15 protein-coding genes are annotated in these 14846 nt (G+C 66.7%); 9 read left to right on the top strand and 6 right to left on the bottom strand.

Annotated elements, in window-relative coordinates; all coding sequences use genetic code 11:
- Positions 1-218 precede the first annotated feature (218 nt).
- Both ASC83_RS05465 and ASC83_RS05470 read left to right on the top strand, forming a co-directional pair.
- Positions 219-746, top strand: a complete 528-nt coding sequence (locus ASC83_RS05465; protein WP_099731229.1) for a chemotaxis protein CheW — start codon at positions 219-221, stop codon at positions 744-746.
- A gap of 32 nt (positions 747-778) precedes the next feature.
- On the top strand, positions 779-2440 hold the full coding sequence (locus ASC83_RS05470; RefSeq protein ID WP_056059258.1) for a methyl-accepting chemotaxis protein: 1662 nt from the start codon (positions 779-781) through the stop codon (positions 2438-2440).
- A gap of 47 nt (positions 2441-2487) precedes the next feature.
- Here ASC83_RS05470 and lepB read toward each other — a convergent pair whose 3' ends face one another.
- The 4 genes from lepB to dapF form a co-directional block, all read right to left on the bottom strand.
- Entirely contained in the window at positions 2488-3156 is a 669-nt protein-coding gene (gene lepB / locus ASC83_RS05475; RefSeq protein WP_082522360.1) for a signal peptidase I, read from the bottom strand.
- 118 nt (positions 3157-3274) lie between these two features.
- Positions 3275-4252 carry a tyrosine recombinase XerC gene (locus tag ASC83_RS05480; protein ID WP_056059261.1) on the bottom strand — a complete coding sequence of 326 codons (978 nt, stop codon included), beginning with the start codon at positions 4250-4252 and terminating at the stop codon, positions 3275-3277.
- Positions 4253-4308: 56 nt separating this feature from the next.
- Positions 4309-4998: a DUF484 family protein gene (locus tag ASC83_RS05485; protein WP_056059265.1), complete on the bottom strand. Its 690-nt coding sequence runs from the start codon at positions 4996-4998 to the stop codon at positions 4309-4311.
- Complete coding sequence (dapF, locus tag ASC83_RS05490) at positions 4995-5876, bottom strand: diaminopimelate epimerase (protein ID WP_056059269.1); 882 nt, start codon at positions 5874-5876, stop codon at positions 4995-4997. Before dapF ends, ASC83_RS05485 begins: the two co-directional genes overlap by 4 nt.
- A 95-nt stretch (positions 5877-5971) precedes the next feature.
- Here dapF and ASC83_RS05495 point away from each other — a divergent pair, with 95 nt between their 5' ends.
- Entirely contained in the window at positions 5972-6676 is a 705-nt protein-coding gene (locus ASC83_RS05495; protein WP_056059273.1) for a glutathione S-transferase N-terminal domain-containing protein, read from the top strand.
- A gap of 120 nt (positions 6677-6796) precedes the next feature.
- The gene (locus ASC83_RS05500; RefSeq protein ID WP_015012532.1) at positions 6797-6994 is read left to right on the top strand and encodes a hypothetical protein; all 198 of its coding nucleotides are present in this window, start codon (positions 6797-6799) and stop codon (positions 6992-6994) included.
- Between the two features lie 12 nt (positions 6995-7006).
- Here the strand turns inward: ASC83_RS05500 and ASC83_RS05505 are convergent, their stop codons facing one another.
- Complete coding sequence (locus tag ASC83_RS05505; protein WP_056059276.1) at positions 7007-7891, bottom strand: LysR family transcriptional regulator; 885 nt, start codon at positions 7889-7891, stop codon at positions 7007-7009.
- 124 nt (positions 7892-8015) lie between these two features.
- Here ASC83_RS05505 and ASC83_RS05510 point away from each other — a divergent pair, with 124 nt between their 5' ends.
- Complete coding sequence (locus tag ASC83_RS05510) at positions 8016-9218, top strand: MFS transporter (protein ID WP_056059279.1); 1203 nt, start codon at positions 8016-8018, stop codon at positions 9216-9218.
- Positions 9219-9225: 7 nt separating this feature from the next.
- Here the strand turns inward: ASC83_RS05510 and ASC83_RS05515 are convergent, their stop codons facing one another.
- A complete protein-coding gene (locus ASC83_RS05515; protein ID WP_056059282.1) occupies positions 9226-10095 on the bottom strand; it encodes a LysR substrate-binding domain-containing protein in 870 nt (289 codons plus the stop codon).
- Positions 10096-10193: 98 nt separating this feature from the next.
- On the opposite strand from ASC83_RS05515, the gene ASC83_RS05520 reads away from it, so the two are divergent.
- From ASC83_RS05520 to ASC83_RS05535, 4 genes are all read left to right on the top strand, one after another.
- A complete protein-coding gene (locus ASC83_RS05520) occupies positions 10194-11156 on the top strand; it encodes a tripartite tricarboxylate transporter substrate binding protein (RefSeq protein ID WP_052952277.1) in 963 nt (320 codons plus the stop codon).
- A 92-nt stretch (positions 11157-11248) separates the two neighbouring features.
- Positions 11249-12001, top strand: coding sequence for an Asp/Glu racemase (locus tag ASC83_RS05525; RefSeq protein ID WP_056059285.1), 753 nt, complete (start codon positions 11249-11251; stop codon positions 11999-12001).
- A gap of 80 nt (positions 12002-12081) precedes the next feature.
- Positions 12082-13779 (top strand): MBL fold metallo-hydrolase, encoded by a 1698-nt coding sequence (locus tag ASC83_RS05530; protein ID WP_056059287.1) that lies wholly within the window; start codon positions 12082-12084, stop codon positions 13777-13779.
- Positions 13780-13810: 31 nt separating this feature from the next.
- On the top strand, positions 13811-14605 hold the full coding sequence (locus ASC83_RS05535; RefSeq protein ID WP_056059291.1) for an rRNA pseudouridine synthase: 795 nt from the start codon (positions 13811-13813) through the stop codon (positions 14603-14605).
- Positions 14606-14846: the final 241 nt, after the last annotated feature.

Consider the following 14846-nt stretch of genomic DNA (forward strand, 5'->3'; position numbering starts at 1 on the left):
GTGCGTGCTGGCGGGCACGGGTGAGCCACCCGCCGATGGAAAACTGCGCGCAAAAGCTACCCACGCCCCTGGTCACACCCCCATCAGGCAGGCCCAGCCAGCCCTTCCCAGCCCGGCAGGAACGCAGCCGATCTGCCGCATTGAAATCGCATATTTGACAAATATGATTTTTAATCGATAGAATTGCTTAAATTATCATTTTTATCACAAACACTCCGATGACCACCTCTGCCACACGCCCCAGCATCACCCGCCTAGCCCCCGCGCCCGGCACGGCCCAGGCCGTGATGACCGACCTTCGCGAATTTCTGGCCTTCAAGATAGGCAACGAGGAATACGGGGTGGACATCCTGCGCGTGCAGGAGATCCGGTCGTACGAGAAGCCCACCACCATCGCCAACGCGACCGGTGAGCTTTTGGGCGTGATGAACCTGCGCGGCGTGATCGTGCCCATCCTCGACCTGCGCCTGAAGCTGGGCCAGACCGCTGTGCAGTACGACCACCTGAAGGTGGTGATCGTGCTGCACATCGGCCAGCGGACGGTGGGTGTGGTGGTGGACGGCGTGTCCGACGTGCTCACGCTGGAGCGCGAACAGCTGCGCCCCGTGCCCGCCCTGCGCGGCAACGTCAAGCCCGAACACCTGCTGGCCATCGGCTCGGTCGGCCCGCGCATGCTGATCCTGCTCGATATCGAGAAATTTCTTGCCAAATCGGTAGCGAGTGATACACCTGCCACCAGCCACTGAACGGCTGCATCACCCACAAGGAACTGCTAATCATGAACTTCAATGACCTGAAGATTTCTACCCGCCTGTCTCTGCTGCTGGCCGTACTTTGCGTGCTGACCGTTGTGATCGGCAGCGCAGGCCTCACCGGCATGCAGCGCGCCAACGCGGGGCTCAATACCGTGTACCAGGACCGCGTGGTGCCACTCAAACAGATCAAGCTGGTGTCAGACGCGTACGCCGTGAACGTAGTGGATACCGCACACAAGGTGCGCGACGGCGCGCTCACCCCGCAGCAAGGGTTGGATTCGATCGCCAGAGCCAAGAAGGACATCAGTGACAACTGGAACGCCTATCTGGCAACCGAGCTGGTGGCCGACGAAGTGCGCCTGGCAGCCCAATTCAAAGAGCTGCAGCCCAAAGCCGATGGCGCCGTCCAAGCGCTGGAAAACCTGATCGGTAACAAGGATCTGCCGGGCCTGACCGACTATGCCGCACGAGAGATGTACCCCGCACTCGATCCGCTGCAAGACGTGCTCGGCGCTCTGGTGCAGGTGCAACTGGACACTGCGCGCAAGGAGTATGACCAAGCGGTCGAGTCCTATGCCCATACGCGATGGTTCGTGGCGCTGGCTATTGCCAGTGGTGTGCTATTCGCCCTGGGCTTTGGCTACCTTGTGACCCGCAGCATCGTGGGCCAGTTGGGCACCGAGCCGGGCACTGCTGCCGCACTGGCGCGCAGCGTGGCGCACGGCGACCTGACCGTGGCCATTGACCTCAGGCCCGGCGACACCTCCAGCCTGATGGCGCAACTCAAGCGCATGCAGGACAGCCTTGCCACCATGGTAGCCATGGTGCACCAGAGCTCCATCAACGTAGCCAGCGCTTCGGAACAAATCGCACAGGGCAACAACGACCTGTCTTCGCGCACCGAAGAGCAAGCCAGCGCGCTCGAAGAGACCGCCGCCTCCATGGAGCAGCTCAACGCCACTGTGCGCCAGAACGCCGAGAACTCCCGCCAGGCCAACCAGCTGGCCCAGACCGCCACCTCGATCGCAGTGCAGGGTGGCGAGGTGGTGGCTGACGTGGTGCGCACCATGAGGGACATCAACGACAGCAGCAACAAGATCTCCGAGATCATTGGCGTCATCGACTCCATCGCATTCCAGACCAATATCCTGGCTCTGAACGCGGCGGTGGAGGCCGCACGCGCTGGCGACCAGGGCCGGGGCTTTGCCGTGGTGGCCACCGAGGTGCGCGTGCTGGCGAGCCGCTCGGCCGAGGCCTCCCGCGAGATCAAGGGCCTGATCGGGACCAGTGTGGAGCGCGTGGAAGCCGGGTCGGCCCTGGTGGACCGCGCCGGTCAAACCATGAGTGAGGTCGTTGCCTCCATCCGCCGTGTCACCGACATCATGGGCGAGATCAGCGCCGCCAGCACCGAACAAAGCCAAGGAGTGGATCAGATCAACGAAGCGGTAACGCAGATGGACCACGCCACCCAACAAAACGCCGCCCTGGTGGAAGAAATGGCCGCAGCCGCTGCCAGCCTGAACCAGCAGGCGGGCGAACTGGTCCAGACGGTCGCCACCTTCAAGCTGCCTGATGGCCAGGACCAAGCCCAGGTCCCCGTGCAAGAGCCACGCGCTGTCGTGCAACACCGGCCGGTACGCCGCCCCCTGCTGGGTCACGCCCATCTGCCGATGGCGGCCGCCTGAGCCGCGCGGCCAGGCGTACCGGCCGCGCCCCTGATGAACTGGAGGGACTACAGCGCCTTGCCAAAGCGCTCCAGGCGCGGCGCCCAGTGGCCCAGCACATCGGCCGACAGCAGCACGCGGTGCGCCTGCCCGATGAGCAGATGGCGTGGCACCAGGCCGATGTAGCGCGAGTCGGCACTGTTGTCCCGGTTGTCACCCAGCACCAGGTATTCGCCCTCGGGCACCTGCACCGGATCGAAGCTGCTGCGCGCAGTCACGCCCTGCAGCCACTGCACGCGGCGCTCATGCCCCAGCAGGCGCTCTGTCCAGCGCGTGGCCGTGAGCGTGTGGCCTGGCAGCACCGGCTCCTGCACAGAATCGGGCATCTCGTATTCGGCCGCCTGGCCGTTGATGTAGAGCACCTCGTTGCGCATCTCAACCGTGTCTCCGGGCAAGGCCGCAATGCGCTTGATCAGGCGGGTGCCATCCAGTGGGGAGGAGAAGGTGACCACATCGCCGCGCTGCGGATCATCAATGTGCGCCAGGATCATGTCCGTGAGCGGCAGCTTGAGGTCGTAGGCCAGGCGATTGACCAGCACCACGTCCCCCTCCAGCAGCGTGGGCCGCATCGAGCCCGAAGGGATGGGATTCCAGTCGGCCACTGCAGTGCGAAAAACGCCAAAGCACAACAGCAACACGATGAACCACCGGTTCGATTGGATCCATTTCAGCAGCATGAGGACAACTCCAGGGCGCTCCACAGCGGGCGCCACGTTGCTCGGAGGCGCCTGGTTGTCACTTGGTTCCGCCAGGCCAGCAGGCGCGCCGCCCTTTGGAGGGACGCCGCACGGCAACTCAGGGGGACTTCTTTCGCGCGCGCGGGTGGGCCGCGTCATACACCTTGGCCAGGTGCTGAAAGTCGAGCCGCGTGTACACCTGCGTGGTCGTGATGTTGGCGTGGCCCAGCAGCTCCTGCACCGCACGCAGGTCGCCACTGCTCTGCAGCAGGTGGCTGGCAAACGAGTGGCGTAGCATGTGCGGGTGCACCGGCGTGGTCAGCCCCGCCTGCTGGCTGCGCTGGCGCAGGCGTAGCCAGATGGACTGGGCCGTGAGCCCTTTGCCACGCTGGCCCACAAACAGGGCGGTGTCCAGCCGCACAGAGCCCTCGCCCCCAAACGGTGTGGCCCGCAGCTGCAGCCAGGCCTGCAGCGCGGCCGTGGCAGCCGCGCCCACCGGCACGCTGCGCCGCTTGCTGCCCTTGCCGAACACATGGGCCTCGCCCGCTTGCAGGTCCACCCAGCCACGACCCTGGCGCTGGGTGTCGGCGTTGGGGATGGCATCGAGCCCCGCCAGTTCGCCCACGCGCAGCCCGCAGCCGTACAGCAGCTCTACCATGGCTGCATCGCGCGCCTCCAGCCAGGGGTCGGCGCCAGTGTTGTCGAACTCGGCCAGCCGCACGGCGTCGTCCACCCCCAGCGCCTTGGGCAAAGGCTTGGGCGCCTTGGGGGCACGCACGTCCTGCACCGGGTTGTGCGGGATCAGCCCCTGCCGCCCCGCCCAGATGAAAAAGCCGCGCCAGCCCGACAGGATGAGCGCGATGCCCCGCCCGCTGCGGCCGCCGCTGTGCATCTGCGCGACAAAGCGGCGAATGTGAGCGGTCTGCAACTGCAGCATCGGCACATTCACGCTGGCCGCAAACTGTGCCAGTTTTTCGAGGTCGAGGGTGTAGAGCGTGAGCGTGCGCGCGGCCAGCCGCTTTTCGACGCGCACATGTTCCAGATACCGCAGGACGTGGGGGTCGAGCGTGGTGGGTGCCGCGGGCGTTTCAGGCATGGGGGCCGTGGCTGAGACGCCGTTGGGTTGGCAATGGCGGCGGGGCTTGCGACTGCTTACTGAAGCCGCAGAAGGGCTGCGCTCGCCAGCTCTGCCATGCGCGACAAAAAGTCGGTGCCCATCGTGGCATCAAAACGCTGTGGATCGTGCGACCCCAGCACCAGCAGGCCAAACGCAGGCGTGGCGCTGTCGATGGCGCCAGCGCGCAGCGGCAGCAGGGCCAGCGACTGTGCAGGCTCACCGGCCTCTTGCGCCAGCCAGCCCGCAGGCTCAAAACCCAGGTTGGGCCCGCAGAACGGCATGGTCAGCGACGACGCAAAGGCCCGCGCGTCCTCGCTCGCGCCCTGGGTGAAGTCGGCGTCGATGTAGGGCGCTGCCACCTCCCACACACGCACCGCCGCCTGGGGCACGTCGAAGAGGGTGCGCACACCATCGACCACGGCCTGGGGCAGGTCGAACGGGTCGCGCACCTGCAGCAGGCTGCCAGTCCATTGGTGCACCTTCTGGGCAATGGCAGCGTTTTCGGTGCTGTTGCGCACCATTTCCATGATGCGATGCTCCAGACCCTTGATCTTCTCGCGCAGCATCTCGGCCTGGCGCTCCTGCAGGCTCACCGCACGCGCGCCGTGCGGGCTGGTGATCTGCACACTGGCCAGCACCTCGGCATGGCGCTCGAAGAAGCCGGGCGTGTTGGTGAGGAACTGGGCGATGTCGTCTTCGGTGATCGGTGGGATGTGGGTAGTCATACGAGCGTGTCGGGAATGTCGATCTGGCCCTCGAACACCGTGGTGGCGGGGCCTGTCATGAAAACGGAATCGGTGTCGGCACCGCTCCACGCAATGGTGAGGCGGCCGCCGCGCGTGTCCACCTGCACCTCGGGGTCGAGCAGCCCCAGGCGGATGCCGCTGGCGACTGCCGCGCAGGCGCCGGTGCCACAGGCCAGGGTCTCGCCTGCGCCGCGCTCGAACACGCGCAGGCGCACATGGGAGCGGTCCACGATCTGCAGGTAGCCTGCGTTCACCCGCTGGGGGAAGCGCGCATGGCGCTCGATCAGCGGCCCGGTCTGCGCGACCGGAGCGGTGTCCACGTTGTCCACCAGCTGCACCGCATGCGGGTTGCCCATGGAGGCAACAGCTATCAAAACAGAAGCACCAGGGGCATATTCTTCTAACGCCAGCGGCCATTTTCGCCCCAAACCCTGCTGCACGGGCGTGAGACCGGTGGTGTCGAACGGCACCTGGGCGGGGTCGAACTCGGGACGCCCCATGTCCACCGTGACGCGGCCGTCGCCCGTGAGGCGGGGCGCGATCACGCCGCTTTTGGTCTGCACGCGGATGGTGTCCTTGCCCGACAGGCCCCGGTCATGCACAAAGCGCGCAAAGCAGCGCGCACCGTTGCCACACTGCTCCACCTCGCCGCCGTCGGCGTTGTGGATCACGTATTCGAAGTCAATGCCGTCACCAGGAGAAGGCCGCACGGTGAGGATCTGGTCGGCCCCGACACCGAAGTGTCGATCTGCCAGGAAGCGGTATTGGGCCGTGTTCAGCCCCAGGCGGCCCTGGGTTTCGTCGAGCACCACAAAATCGTTGCCCGCGCCCTGCATTTTGGTGAAGCGAATCTGCATGGGATGGGATTATGGCCCCGCCCCTGCGCCAAACCATGTGCGGGCTTACGCTTGGCAGCTTCTCTCGATTCCACCGGCTTTTTCAGGAACCTCGCATGACCGATCTTTCCGCTTTTGCCATCACCCGCAAATGGCCCGCCCGGCACCCCGACCGCATCCAGCTGTATTCATTGCCCACGCCCAACGGCGTGAAGGTGTCGATTGCACTGGAAGAACTGGGCCTGCCCTACGAGCCCCACCTGGTGAGCTTTGAGACCAACGACCAGACCTCCCCCGAGTTTCTCTCCCTCAACCCCAACAACAAGATCCCGGCCATCCTGGACCCGAACGGCCCGGACGGCCAGCCGCTGGCGCTGTTCGAGTCCGGCGCCATCCTGGTGTACCTGGCCAGCAAGACCGGCCAGCTGATGCCGCAGGACACCGCTGGGCGCTACGAGACCCTGCAGTGGGTGATGTGGCAGATGGGCGGTGTGGGCCCCATGTTTGGCCAGCTCGGGTTCTTCCACAAGTTTGCGGGCAAGGACTACGAAGACAAACGCCCGCGCGACCGGTATGTCGCCGAATCGAAGCGCCTGCTCAAGGTGCTGGACGAGCGCCTGGCGGGCCGCCCATGGGTGATGGGCGACCAGTACACCATCGCCGACATTGCCATCCTGCCCTGGGTGCGCAACCTCATCGGCTTCTATGGCGCGGGCGACCTGGTGGAGTTTGGCCAGTTCAAGGAAGTGCAGCGCGTGCTCGATGCGTTTGTGGCGCGCTCGGCAGTGGCCAAGGGCTTGGCGATTCCGGCACGCGGCTGACGGCGGGCGCCAGGGCGCCTGGGTTTCTCATCGGCCCTTGATCTTGATCATGCCGCGCAGCCCGGCACCCGGCCGCCACGCACCTACCATGGGCCTCCTCAAAAAAACAGGGAGTGCCCCATGGGATTGACCGTTGATGTTCTTCAGGATCTGGACCTGCACGACCTCCAGGCTGCCGCCCGTGCAGCGCTGCAGGAAACGAACGCCATCGCTTTGATCGAGTTGCTGGAAATGCTGTGGAGCTGCGATGTGGAGGGTGCCAATGCCGTCATCGACGCGGTGCTGCTTCGCCTGCAGCAGCTGCGCGCATTGCGCTAAAGGCGGGCCTGCTCAGCCCAGACGCTCCTGCAGAAAATCCAGAAAACACGCGATGCGTGCCGCCAGCTGCGTGTTGCGGTAGTACACCGCGCTGATGGGCTGGCGCACCTCCACCGTGTCCTTGGCCAGCACCTGCACCAGGTCGCCACGCGCACGGTCACCGGCCGTCATGAAATCGGACAGGCACACGATGCCCACCCCCTGCAGCGCAAGCTGGCGCAACGTTTCGCCGTTCGACGCGGTGAGGCTGGGCACGATGGGCCAGGCATCGCCATGCTCGCCCCGCAGCGGCCAGTGGTTAAGCGACTCAGGCTGGTGAAAGCCCAGCAGCGTGTGCCGTGCCAGGTCCGCAACGCTCTTGGGCTTGCCCGTCCGCGCCAGGTAGTCGGGACTGGCCAGCACCCGCACGCGGCTGGTGCACAGGGGGCGCGCGTGCAGGGTGGAGTCCTGGAGTTGTCCGATGCGAATGGCCACGTCCGTGCGCCGCTCCAGCAGGTCGATGTACGTTTCGTCCGTGTCCAGTTGCAGCGTGATCTGCGGATACGCCTCGCGAAACGCTGGCACCAGGGGCACCACGGCATGCAGCATGAAAGGCGTGGCGGCATTCACCCGCAGGCGGCCTGCGGGCTGCTGGCGGCGCGCAGCCATGTGCTCCTCGGCGTCGTCGATGGAGGCCAGGATGGCGCGCGTGCGCTGCAAAAAGGCCTGGCCCTCCTCGGTCAGCTCAGTGCGGCGCGTCGTGCGGCGAAGCAGCGTGGTGTCCAGCTTTTTCTCCAGCCGCGCCAGTGCCCGGCTGATGCCAGAGACAGTCTGGCCCAGTGCGTCAGCTGCGGCCGTGATCGAACCGCCATCCACCACGGCGACAAAGGCCTGCAGTTCTTCCAGCGTGGTTTTCATGCGTGCTCCTGGCGCTTTGATTGTTGATTTTTAATCAATTATCAATGGCGCTTCACCCTCTTTTTCTGCAAGACCCAAACACCCACACTCCAGAGCCCGAAAGCCTGAAAACTGGAGTGTTCCCATGCCCATTGCCTTGCTCGCGCTGACGCTCAGCGCTTTTGCCATCGGCACGACCGAGTTCGTGATCGTTGGCCTGCTGCCCACCGTGGCGGCAGACCTTTCCATCAGCATCCCCTCGGCGGGCCTGCTGGTCAGCCTGTACGCCCTGGGGGTCGCCGTCGGCGCCCCGGTGCTCACCGCACTCACCGGCAAGCTGCCGCGCAAGGCGCTGCTGCTGGCGCTGATGGCCTTGTTCACCGCCGGCAACCTGCTGGCCTGGCAGGCCCCCAGCTACGAGACACTGGTGGCCGCGCGCATCCTCACTGGGCTGGCGCATGGCGTGTTCTTCTCGATCGGCTCGACCATCGCCACCGGCCTTGTGCCGCGCGAAAAGGCCGCAAGTGCGATTGCCATCATGTTCACCGGCCTCACGGTGGCCCTGGTCACGGGCGTGCCGCTGGGTACCTTCATCGGCCAGCACTTTGGCTGGCGCGAAACCTTCCTGGCCGTGTCAACCCTGGGCGCGGCAGCCTTCATCGGCAGCGCCCTCTTCGTGCCGCGCAACCTGGCGCATACCCCGCCCGCCTCGCTGCTGCAGCAGGCCAAGGTGCTGGCCGAGCCGCGCCTGCTGCTGGTATATGCCAAGACGGCCATCGGCTACGGCGGCACCTTCATTCCGTTCACCTTTCTCGCGCCCATCCTCACCGACATCTCGGGGTTCAGCGCGGGTTCGGTGGGCTGGGTGATGCTGGTGTACGGCGTGTCCGTGGCCGTGGGCAACCTCTGGGGCGGCAAGCTGGCCGACCGGCTGGGCCCCATCCCGGCGCTGCGCATCATCTTTGCGCTGCTGGCGGCCGTGTTGCTGCTGCTGCAGTTCACCGCGCCCCACCCCTGGCTGGCTGTGGGCACCGTGCTGCTGTGGGGCGCCGTGGCATTCGGCAATGTGCCGGGGCTGCAGGTGTATGTGGTCAAGCAGGCCGAGCGCTTCACGCCGCAGGCGGTGGACGTGGCATCGGGCCTGAACATCGCAGCGTTCAACCTGGGCATCGCCGGCGCCGCGTGGGCCGGTGGTCTGATCGTGACGCACCTGGGCCTGCAGCACACGCCGTGGATCGGTGCGCTGGTGGTGCTGGTGTCGCTGGCCCTCACGCACTGGAGCGGTGTGCTGGACCGGCGCAGCGGCATCCCCGTGCGTGCCGCTGGTGTGGTGCCTGTGGGGCACTGAGCCCACCTCAGCCCGCCATCACCCGCACGAAAGCCGGCACCACGCCCAGCAGGTCGTCGCGCCGCTGCACCGCATGCACATCGGCGCGCGGCGCTTTGGCGCCCAGGGGCTTGAACACCACGCGCGGCCCGAACAGCATGCCCAGGGACGACGGCACCAGGGCCACGCCCAGCCCGGCCGCCACCAGGCTCAGCACGGCCGCCAGCTCCACCGTGGTCTGCGCCACCCGCGGCGCAAAGCCGGCCTGCACGCAGCACTGCACCATGTGCTCGGCATGGGCGGATGAATCGCGGCGCAGCATCACGAAGGCCTCGCTGCGCAGGTCCTTCAAGGCCAGTGCCTTGCGCGCCGCCAGCGGGTGGCCGGGCGGCAAAGCCGCCACCACAGGGTCGGGCCACAGCAGGGTGCTGGCGAGCTGGTCGTCGTTGACGGCCGTGCGCGAGATGCCCACATCGATGCGTTTGTCGCGCAGGGCCGCCTGCTGCAGCGAAGGCTGCATCTCGTGCAGCACCACATCCACGCCCGGATGGCTTTGTCGGTAGCGCGCCAGCGCCGCCGGAAACGGCCCGAGGAAATGCGAGCCCGACAGCCCCACTTCAATGCGCCCGGCCTGCCCCTGGCCGATGGCCGCCACACGCTGGCGCGCCGTGTCCAGCCGCTCCAGCACCGCGCGTGCATCCACCAGATAGGCTTGGCCTGCCAGCGTCAGCTCCACGCGCCGGCTGGTGCGCACGAAGAGCTGGGCGCCCAGTTCTTGTTCCAGCTGGGCGATCTGCAGGCTCAGCGGCGGCTGCGAGACATGCAGGCGCTGCGCGGCGCGTGTGAAGCTCAGCTCTTCCGCCAGGGCGACGAAGTAACGCAGATGGCGCAGTTCCATTGATACTTTTCAGGTCTTGATCAAGACCAACAATATATTGGACTGCTGATTCGCTTGTTTCCACAATACCCTCACTACAACATCTGGTGGAGACAAACATGACGATCAAGCACAGCCTGCTGGCCGCCACGCTGGCCCTCTCGGGCCTGGCCATGGCGCAAGACAACTACCCCAGCAAGGCCATCACGCTCACCGTGCCCAACCCGCCCGGCGGCGTGGTGGACACCTCGGCCCGCCTGCTCAACGAGCCGTTGGCGCGCGTGATCGGCCAGCCGGTGGTGATCGACAACAAGGCGGGCGGCAGCGGCAACGTGGCCTACGGCGCCGTGGCCCGCGCAAAACCCGATGGCTACAACCTGCTGATCTCGTACTCGGCCTACCACGTGGGCAACCCGGCCCTCACCCCCAGCCTGCCCTGGGAGGCCAAGGACTTCGCCCCCGTCGCGCTACTCACCGTGGCCACCAACGTGATTGCCGCTCACCCCTCGGTGCCAGCCAACAACCTCAAGGAATTCATCGCGTACCTCAAGGCCAACCCGGGCAAGGTGAACTACGCCTCGCAGGGCAACGGCTCGCTGTCGCACATCGGCACCGAGATCTTCAAGCAGCAAAGCGGCACCTTCATGACCCACATCCCCTACCGTGGCTCGGGCCCTGCGGTGGCCGATGTGCTGGCGGGCCAGGTGCAGGTGTTCATCACCACGCCACCGTCGGTCATGCAGCATGTGGTCAGCGGCAAGCTCAAGGCCTTTGCCGTCACCGGCACCAAGCGCCATCCGGGCCTGCCCAACGTGCCCACCGTGGCCGAGGCCGGCATGCCCGACTTCAAGCTCGAAGCCTGGGTGGGCCTGTTCGCCCCGGCCGCCACGCCACCCGCCGTGGTGGCCAAGCTCACGGCCGATGTGAAGAAGGCGCTCGACATGCCCGAGACGCGCCAGCGCGCCGACGCGGCGGGCATCGAACTGCGCTACCTGCCGCCCGACGCCCTCGGTGAGCTGGTGAAGACCGAAACCGCCTACTGGGCCAAGACCATCAAGGCCGCCGGTATCAAGGCCGACTGACCGGCCCACAGACATCCCCTGCGCGATCCCATTTCCGGCGCTCCGCGCGCCGGGCGGGCAGCGCTTTGCCCATTGACTCCTGAAAGACCACCATGCAACGCACCTACCGCATCGGGCAGATCGTGCCCAGCTCCAACACCACCATGGAGACCGAGATCCCGGCCATGCTGCGCGCCCGCGAGCAGATCCTGCCCGAGCGCTTCAGCTTCCACGCCAGCCGCATGCGCATGCAGAAGGTCACCAAGGAAGAGCTGGCCGCGATGGACCGCGACTCCGACCGCTGCGCACTGGAGCTGTCGGACGGCAAGATGGACGTGATGGGCTATGCCTGCCTCGTGGCCATCATGAGCATGGGCCTGGGCTACCACCGCGCATCCGAAAAGCGGCTGCATGAGGTCACCGTGGCCAATGGCAAGCCAGCGCCCGTGGTGTCCAGCGCAGGCGCGCTGGTCGAAGGGCTCGAGGCCATGGGCGCGAAGAAGGTCTCGGTGCTCACGCCCTATATGAAGCCGCTGACCCAGCTGGTGGTGGACTACATCGAGCACGAGGGCATTGCCGTGCACGACAGCCTGTCACTGGAAATTGCCGACAACCTGCAGGTGGGCGCGCAGGACCCCGCCGCCCCGGCCCAGCTGGTGCAACGGCTGGACACGCGCGGCGTGGATGTGGTGGTGATCTCGGCCTGCGTGCAGATGCCCTCGCTGGCGTCCGTGCAGATGGCACAGGACCAGTTGGGCATTCCTGTCGTGTCCGCTGCAGCCTGCACCACCTGGGCGATGCTCAAGCGCCTGGGGCTGGAAACGCGGGTACCCAACGCAGGGGCCCTGCTCTCTGGCGCCTACTGACCTCCCCAAGGGCAAGAGGCCGGTCCGTTGACGAAAGCAGCTGGCGGGCAGGCTGCAGGGCAACGCCGGATAATGGCCCGATGCCCCGCTCCAGCCAACAACTCCACCCCCACCGAGAACCGGTAGCCACCCGCCCCGCTGCCACCGTGCTGCTGCTGCGCGATGTGCCTGGCGGCGGCGGGCTCGAAGTCCTCATGACCCGGCGCTCGGCCACGGCCAGTTTTGCGCCTGGCGCGTATGTGTTCCCCGGCGGGGGCATTGATGCGCTGGACGCAGCACCCGCCACGCACGCCGCTGCGGACCGCCGCCCCACCCAAAGCGACCAGCACCTCACCCAGGCGATTGCCGCCATCCGCGAGAGTTTTGAAGAGCTGGGCGTATTGCTGGCGCGCCATGCAGAAGGCCCCCGCCAAGGGCAGATGGCCGATGCGCAGGACATTGCCGCCATCGACCGCCACCAGCCGTTTGCCGCACAGTGCGCCGCACGCGGACTGCGCCTGGCGGCCGATGGGGTGTACCTGCTGGCCCACTGGACGGCCGACCGTGACCTGGCGCGCCGCTTTGAAGTGCCCTTTCTGGTGGCCCGCATGCCCGAGGGCCAGGAGCCCGTGGCCGACGAGGCAGAGCAGTTCGAGCCCGTGTGGGTGCGCCCTGCCGACGCGCTGGCGCGGCACGAGGCGGGGCAGTTCTTCATGATCTTCCCGACCATCCGCACGCTGCAGCGCCTGGCCCAATTTGCCAGCACCCAGGCGGTGCTGGACGCCGTCGCGCACGAGCAGCCCCTGTGGGTCAGCTGCCCGCGTGCCGGCCTGCTGGCAGGCAAGGAAGCGCGCTACATGGAGGACGAAATGCCGTTTGGCGAGCTGGCGCTGGTCTGCCCAGACGGCCAGATCGTGCACCCGCTGGACTGGCAGACCGAGCGCCCCGTGCCGCTGCTGCGCAACGTGATGCGGCTGACCGCACCCAACCCCGGCGTGATGACCGGCCCTGGCACCAACAGCTATCTGGTGGGCGACCCGGCCACGGGTTTCATCGCCATCGACCCCGGCCCGGCCGACGCCGAGCACCTGGACAAGCTCTGGCGTGCCGCAGGTGGCGACATCCGCATGATTGTGTGCACCCACTCGCACGCAGACCATTCTCCCGGCGCGGCGCCGCTGCAGGCGATGTGCGTACAGACGGGCAAGGCACGCCCGCCCGTTCTGGGCCTGCCGTCGGCCCCCACGGCCCGCGCGGCCAGCCAGTTCACCCCCGACCGGGTGCTACAAAATAATGAGCTACTCGTGCTTGAGGGACTAGCACCTGAAGGCAAAATCACCCATACCCTGCAGGTGATCCACACCCCAGGCCATGCGGCCAACCACCTGTGCCTGCTGCTGGTGGAAGACGCGCTGCTGTTCAGTGGTGACCACATCCTGAACGGCAGCACCACGGTGATCGACCCGCCGGACGGCAACATGGCCGACTACCTGGATTCGCTGGACCGGCTGGATGCGGTCTGCGCCGAGCACAGCGCGGAGTTCATCCTGCCCGCGCATGGCTACGTGCTAGGGGGGCCTGTCCTCGGTGCCCGCAATGCCATCGCCAAGCTCAGGGCCCACCGCCTGGCGCGCGAGGCCAAGGTGCTGGCTGCCATGCAGGCGCTGCCCCAGGGCAGCATGGACGACTGGGTGCGCCACGCCTATGACGACGTACCGCAGCGCATGTGGCCGGTGGCCCAGCGCTCGCTGCTGGCGCATGTGGAGCGCATTCGCTCGCTGCAACCCGGCAACAACTGAGCCACAAGAACACCAAGACCGCCTTCATTCAATGACCGACAAGAACCCCGACCCCACCCACATCCGCCTGGCCAAACGCGTGGCCGAACAGCTGAGCTGCTCGCGCAGCACGGCAGAGCAATTCATCGAGGGCGGCTTTGTGAGCGTGGACGGCCAGATCGAGGAAGCCCCCGGCGCGCGCGTGCGCCCCGATCAGACCGTGGCGGTCGCACCCGATGCCAGCCTGCTGGAGCTGACCCCAGTGACCTTGCTGCTGCACAAGCCCGCAGGGTTTGAAGCCGGCCTGGGCCTGCCGGGCGCCCCCACCGGGCAGGCGGCCCACGCCAGCCGCAGCCAGGGTGCGCAACAGGCGCTCACGCTGCTCAGCGCGGCGTCCCACCTGCCGGAAGACGCCTCGGGCATCCGCGTGCTGCAGCGCCACTTCAAGCAGCTCGAATGCTTCACCCCGCTGCCCACCGAGGCCAGCGGCCTCGTGGTGTACACGCAAGACAAGCGCATCGCGCGCAAGCTGGCCGAAGACATCGAGTCGCTGGAGCAGGAGTGCATCGTCGAGGTCAAGGGCGACATCGCGCCCAATGGCCTGCAGCGCCTGTGCCATGGCCTCACGTTCAATGGCCGCCCCCTGCCCCCCATCAAGGTGAGCTGGCAGAACGAAACCAAGCTGCGCTTTGCGCTCAAGGGCATCCGCCCCGGCCAGATCCCGGCCATGTGCGAAGCGGTGGGCCTGACGGTGGTGGGCATGAAGCGCATCCGCATCGGCCGCGTGCCGCTGGCCAAGGTGCCCGAGGGGCAGTGGCGCTACCTGCAGCCTTGGGAGAAGTTCTAAGGCAACGCTGAATAAGTCCCCTCAGTGGCGCGCGCCCTGATTTGGGATGGGATGCCAGGCGCAAACCACAGCGATAGCCGTAGCTATCGCGAGGATGTGCAACGCGGCAGACCGCCCAAAGCAGGGGTGCGCGGTGCGCGAGGGACTTGTTCAGCGCTGCCCTAAGGGCTTGCGGGCCCAGCGGCGCCCTGCCGATGCGCACCGGACAAGTCAAGCACATATGCTCCTGAAAACATAGCTA

Origin of the sequence: Acidovorax sp. Root402 (assembly GCF_001425125.1) — a bacterium.
Lineage (GTDB): Bacteria > Pseudomonadota > Gammaproteobacteria > Burkholderiales > Burkholderiaceae_C > Acidovorax > Acidovorax delafieldii.

Coding starts and splice junctions, on each gene's coding strand:
- ASC83_RS05465 (WP_099731229.1), top strand. CDS start 219: ATGACCACCTCTGCCACACGCCCCAGCATCACCCGCCTAGCCCCCGCG.
- ASC83_RS05470 (WP_056059258.1), top strand. CDS start 779: ATGAACTTCAATGACCTGAAGATTTCTACCCGCCTGTCTCTGCTGCTG.
- lepB (WP_082522360.1), bottom strand. CDS start 3,156: ATGCTGCTGAAATGGATCCAATCGAACCGGTGGTTCATCGTGTTGCTG.
- ASC83_RS05480 (WP_056059261.1), bottom strand. CDS start 4,252: ATGCCTGAAACGCCCGCGGCACCCACCACGCTCGACCCCCACGTCCTG.
- ASC83_RS05485 (WP_056059265.1), bottom strand. CDS start 4,998: ATGACTACCCACATCCCACCGATCACCGAAGACGACATCGCCCAGTTC.
- dapF (WP_056059269.1), bottom strand. CDS start 5,876: ATGCAGATTCGCTTCACCAAAATGCAGGGCGCGGGCAACGATTTTGTG.
- ASC83_RS05495 (WP_056059273.1), top strand. CDS start 5,972: ATGACCGATCTTTCCGCTTTTGCCATCACCCGCAAATGGCCCGCCCGG.
- ASC83_RS05500 (WP_015012532.1), top strand. CDS start 6,797: ATGGGATTGACCGTTGATGTTCTTCAGGATCTGGACCTGCACGACCTC.
- ASC83_RS05505 (WP_056059276.1), bottom strand. CDS start 7,891: ATGAAAACCACGCTGGAAGAACTGCAGGCCTTTGTCGCCGTGGTGGAT.
- ASC83_RS05510 (WP_056059279.1), top strand. CDS start 8,016: ATGCCCATTGCCTTGCTCGCGCTGACGCTCAGCGCTTTTGCCATCGGC.
- ASC83_RS05515 (WP_056059282.1), bottom strand. CDS start 10,095: ATGGAACTGCGCCATCTGCGTTACTTCGTCGCCCTGGCGGAAGAGCTG.
- ASC83_RS05520 (WP_052952277.1), top strand. CDS start 10,194: ATGACGATCAAGCACAGCCTGCTGGCCGCCACGCTGGCCCTCTCGGGC.
- ASC83_RS05525 (WP_056059285.1), top strand. CDS start 11,249: ATGCAACGCACCTACCGCATCGGGCAGATCGTGCCCAGCTCCAACACC.
- ASC83_RS05530 (WP_056059287.1), top strand. CDS start 12,082: ATGCCCCGCTCCAGCCAACAACTCCACCCCCACCGAGAACCGGTAGCC.
- ASC83_RS05535 (WP_056059291.1), top strand. CDS start 13,811: ATGACCGACAAGAACCCCGACCCCACCCACATCCGCCTGGCCAAACGC.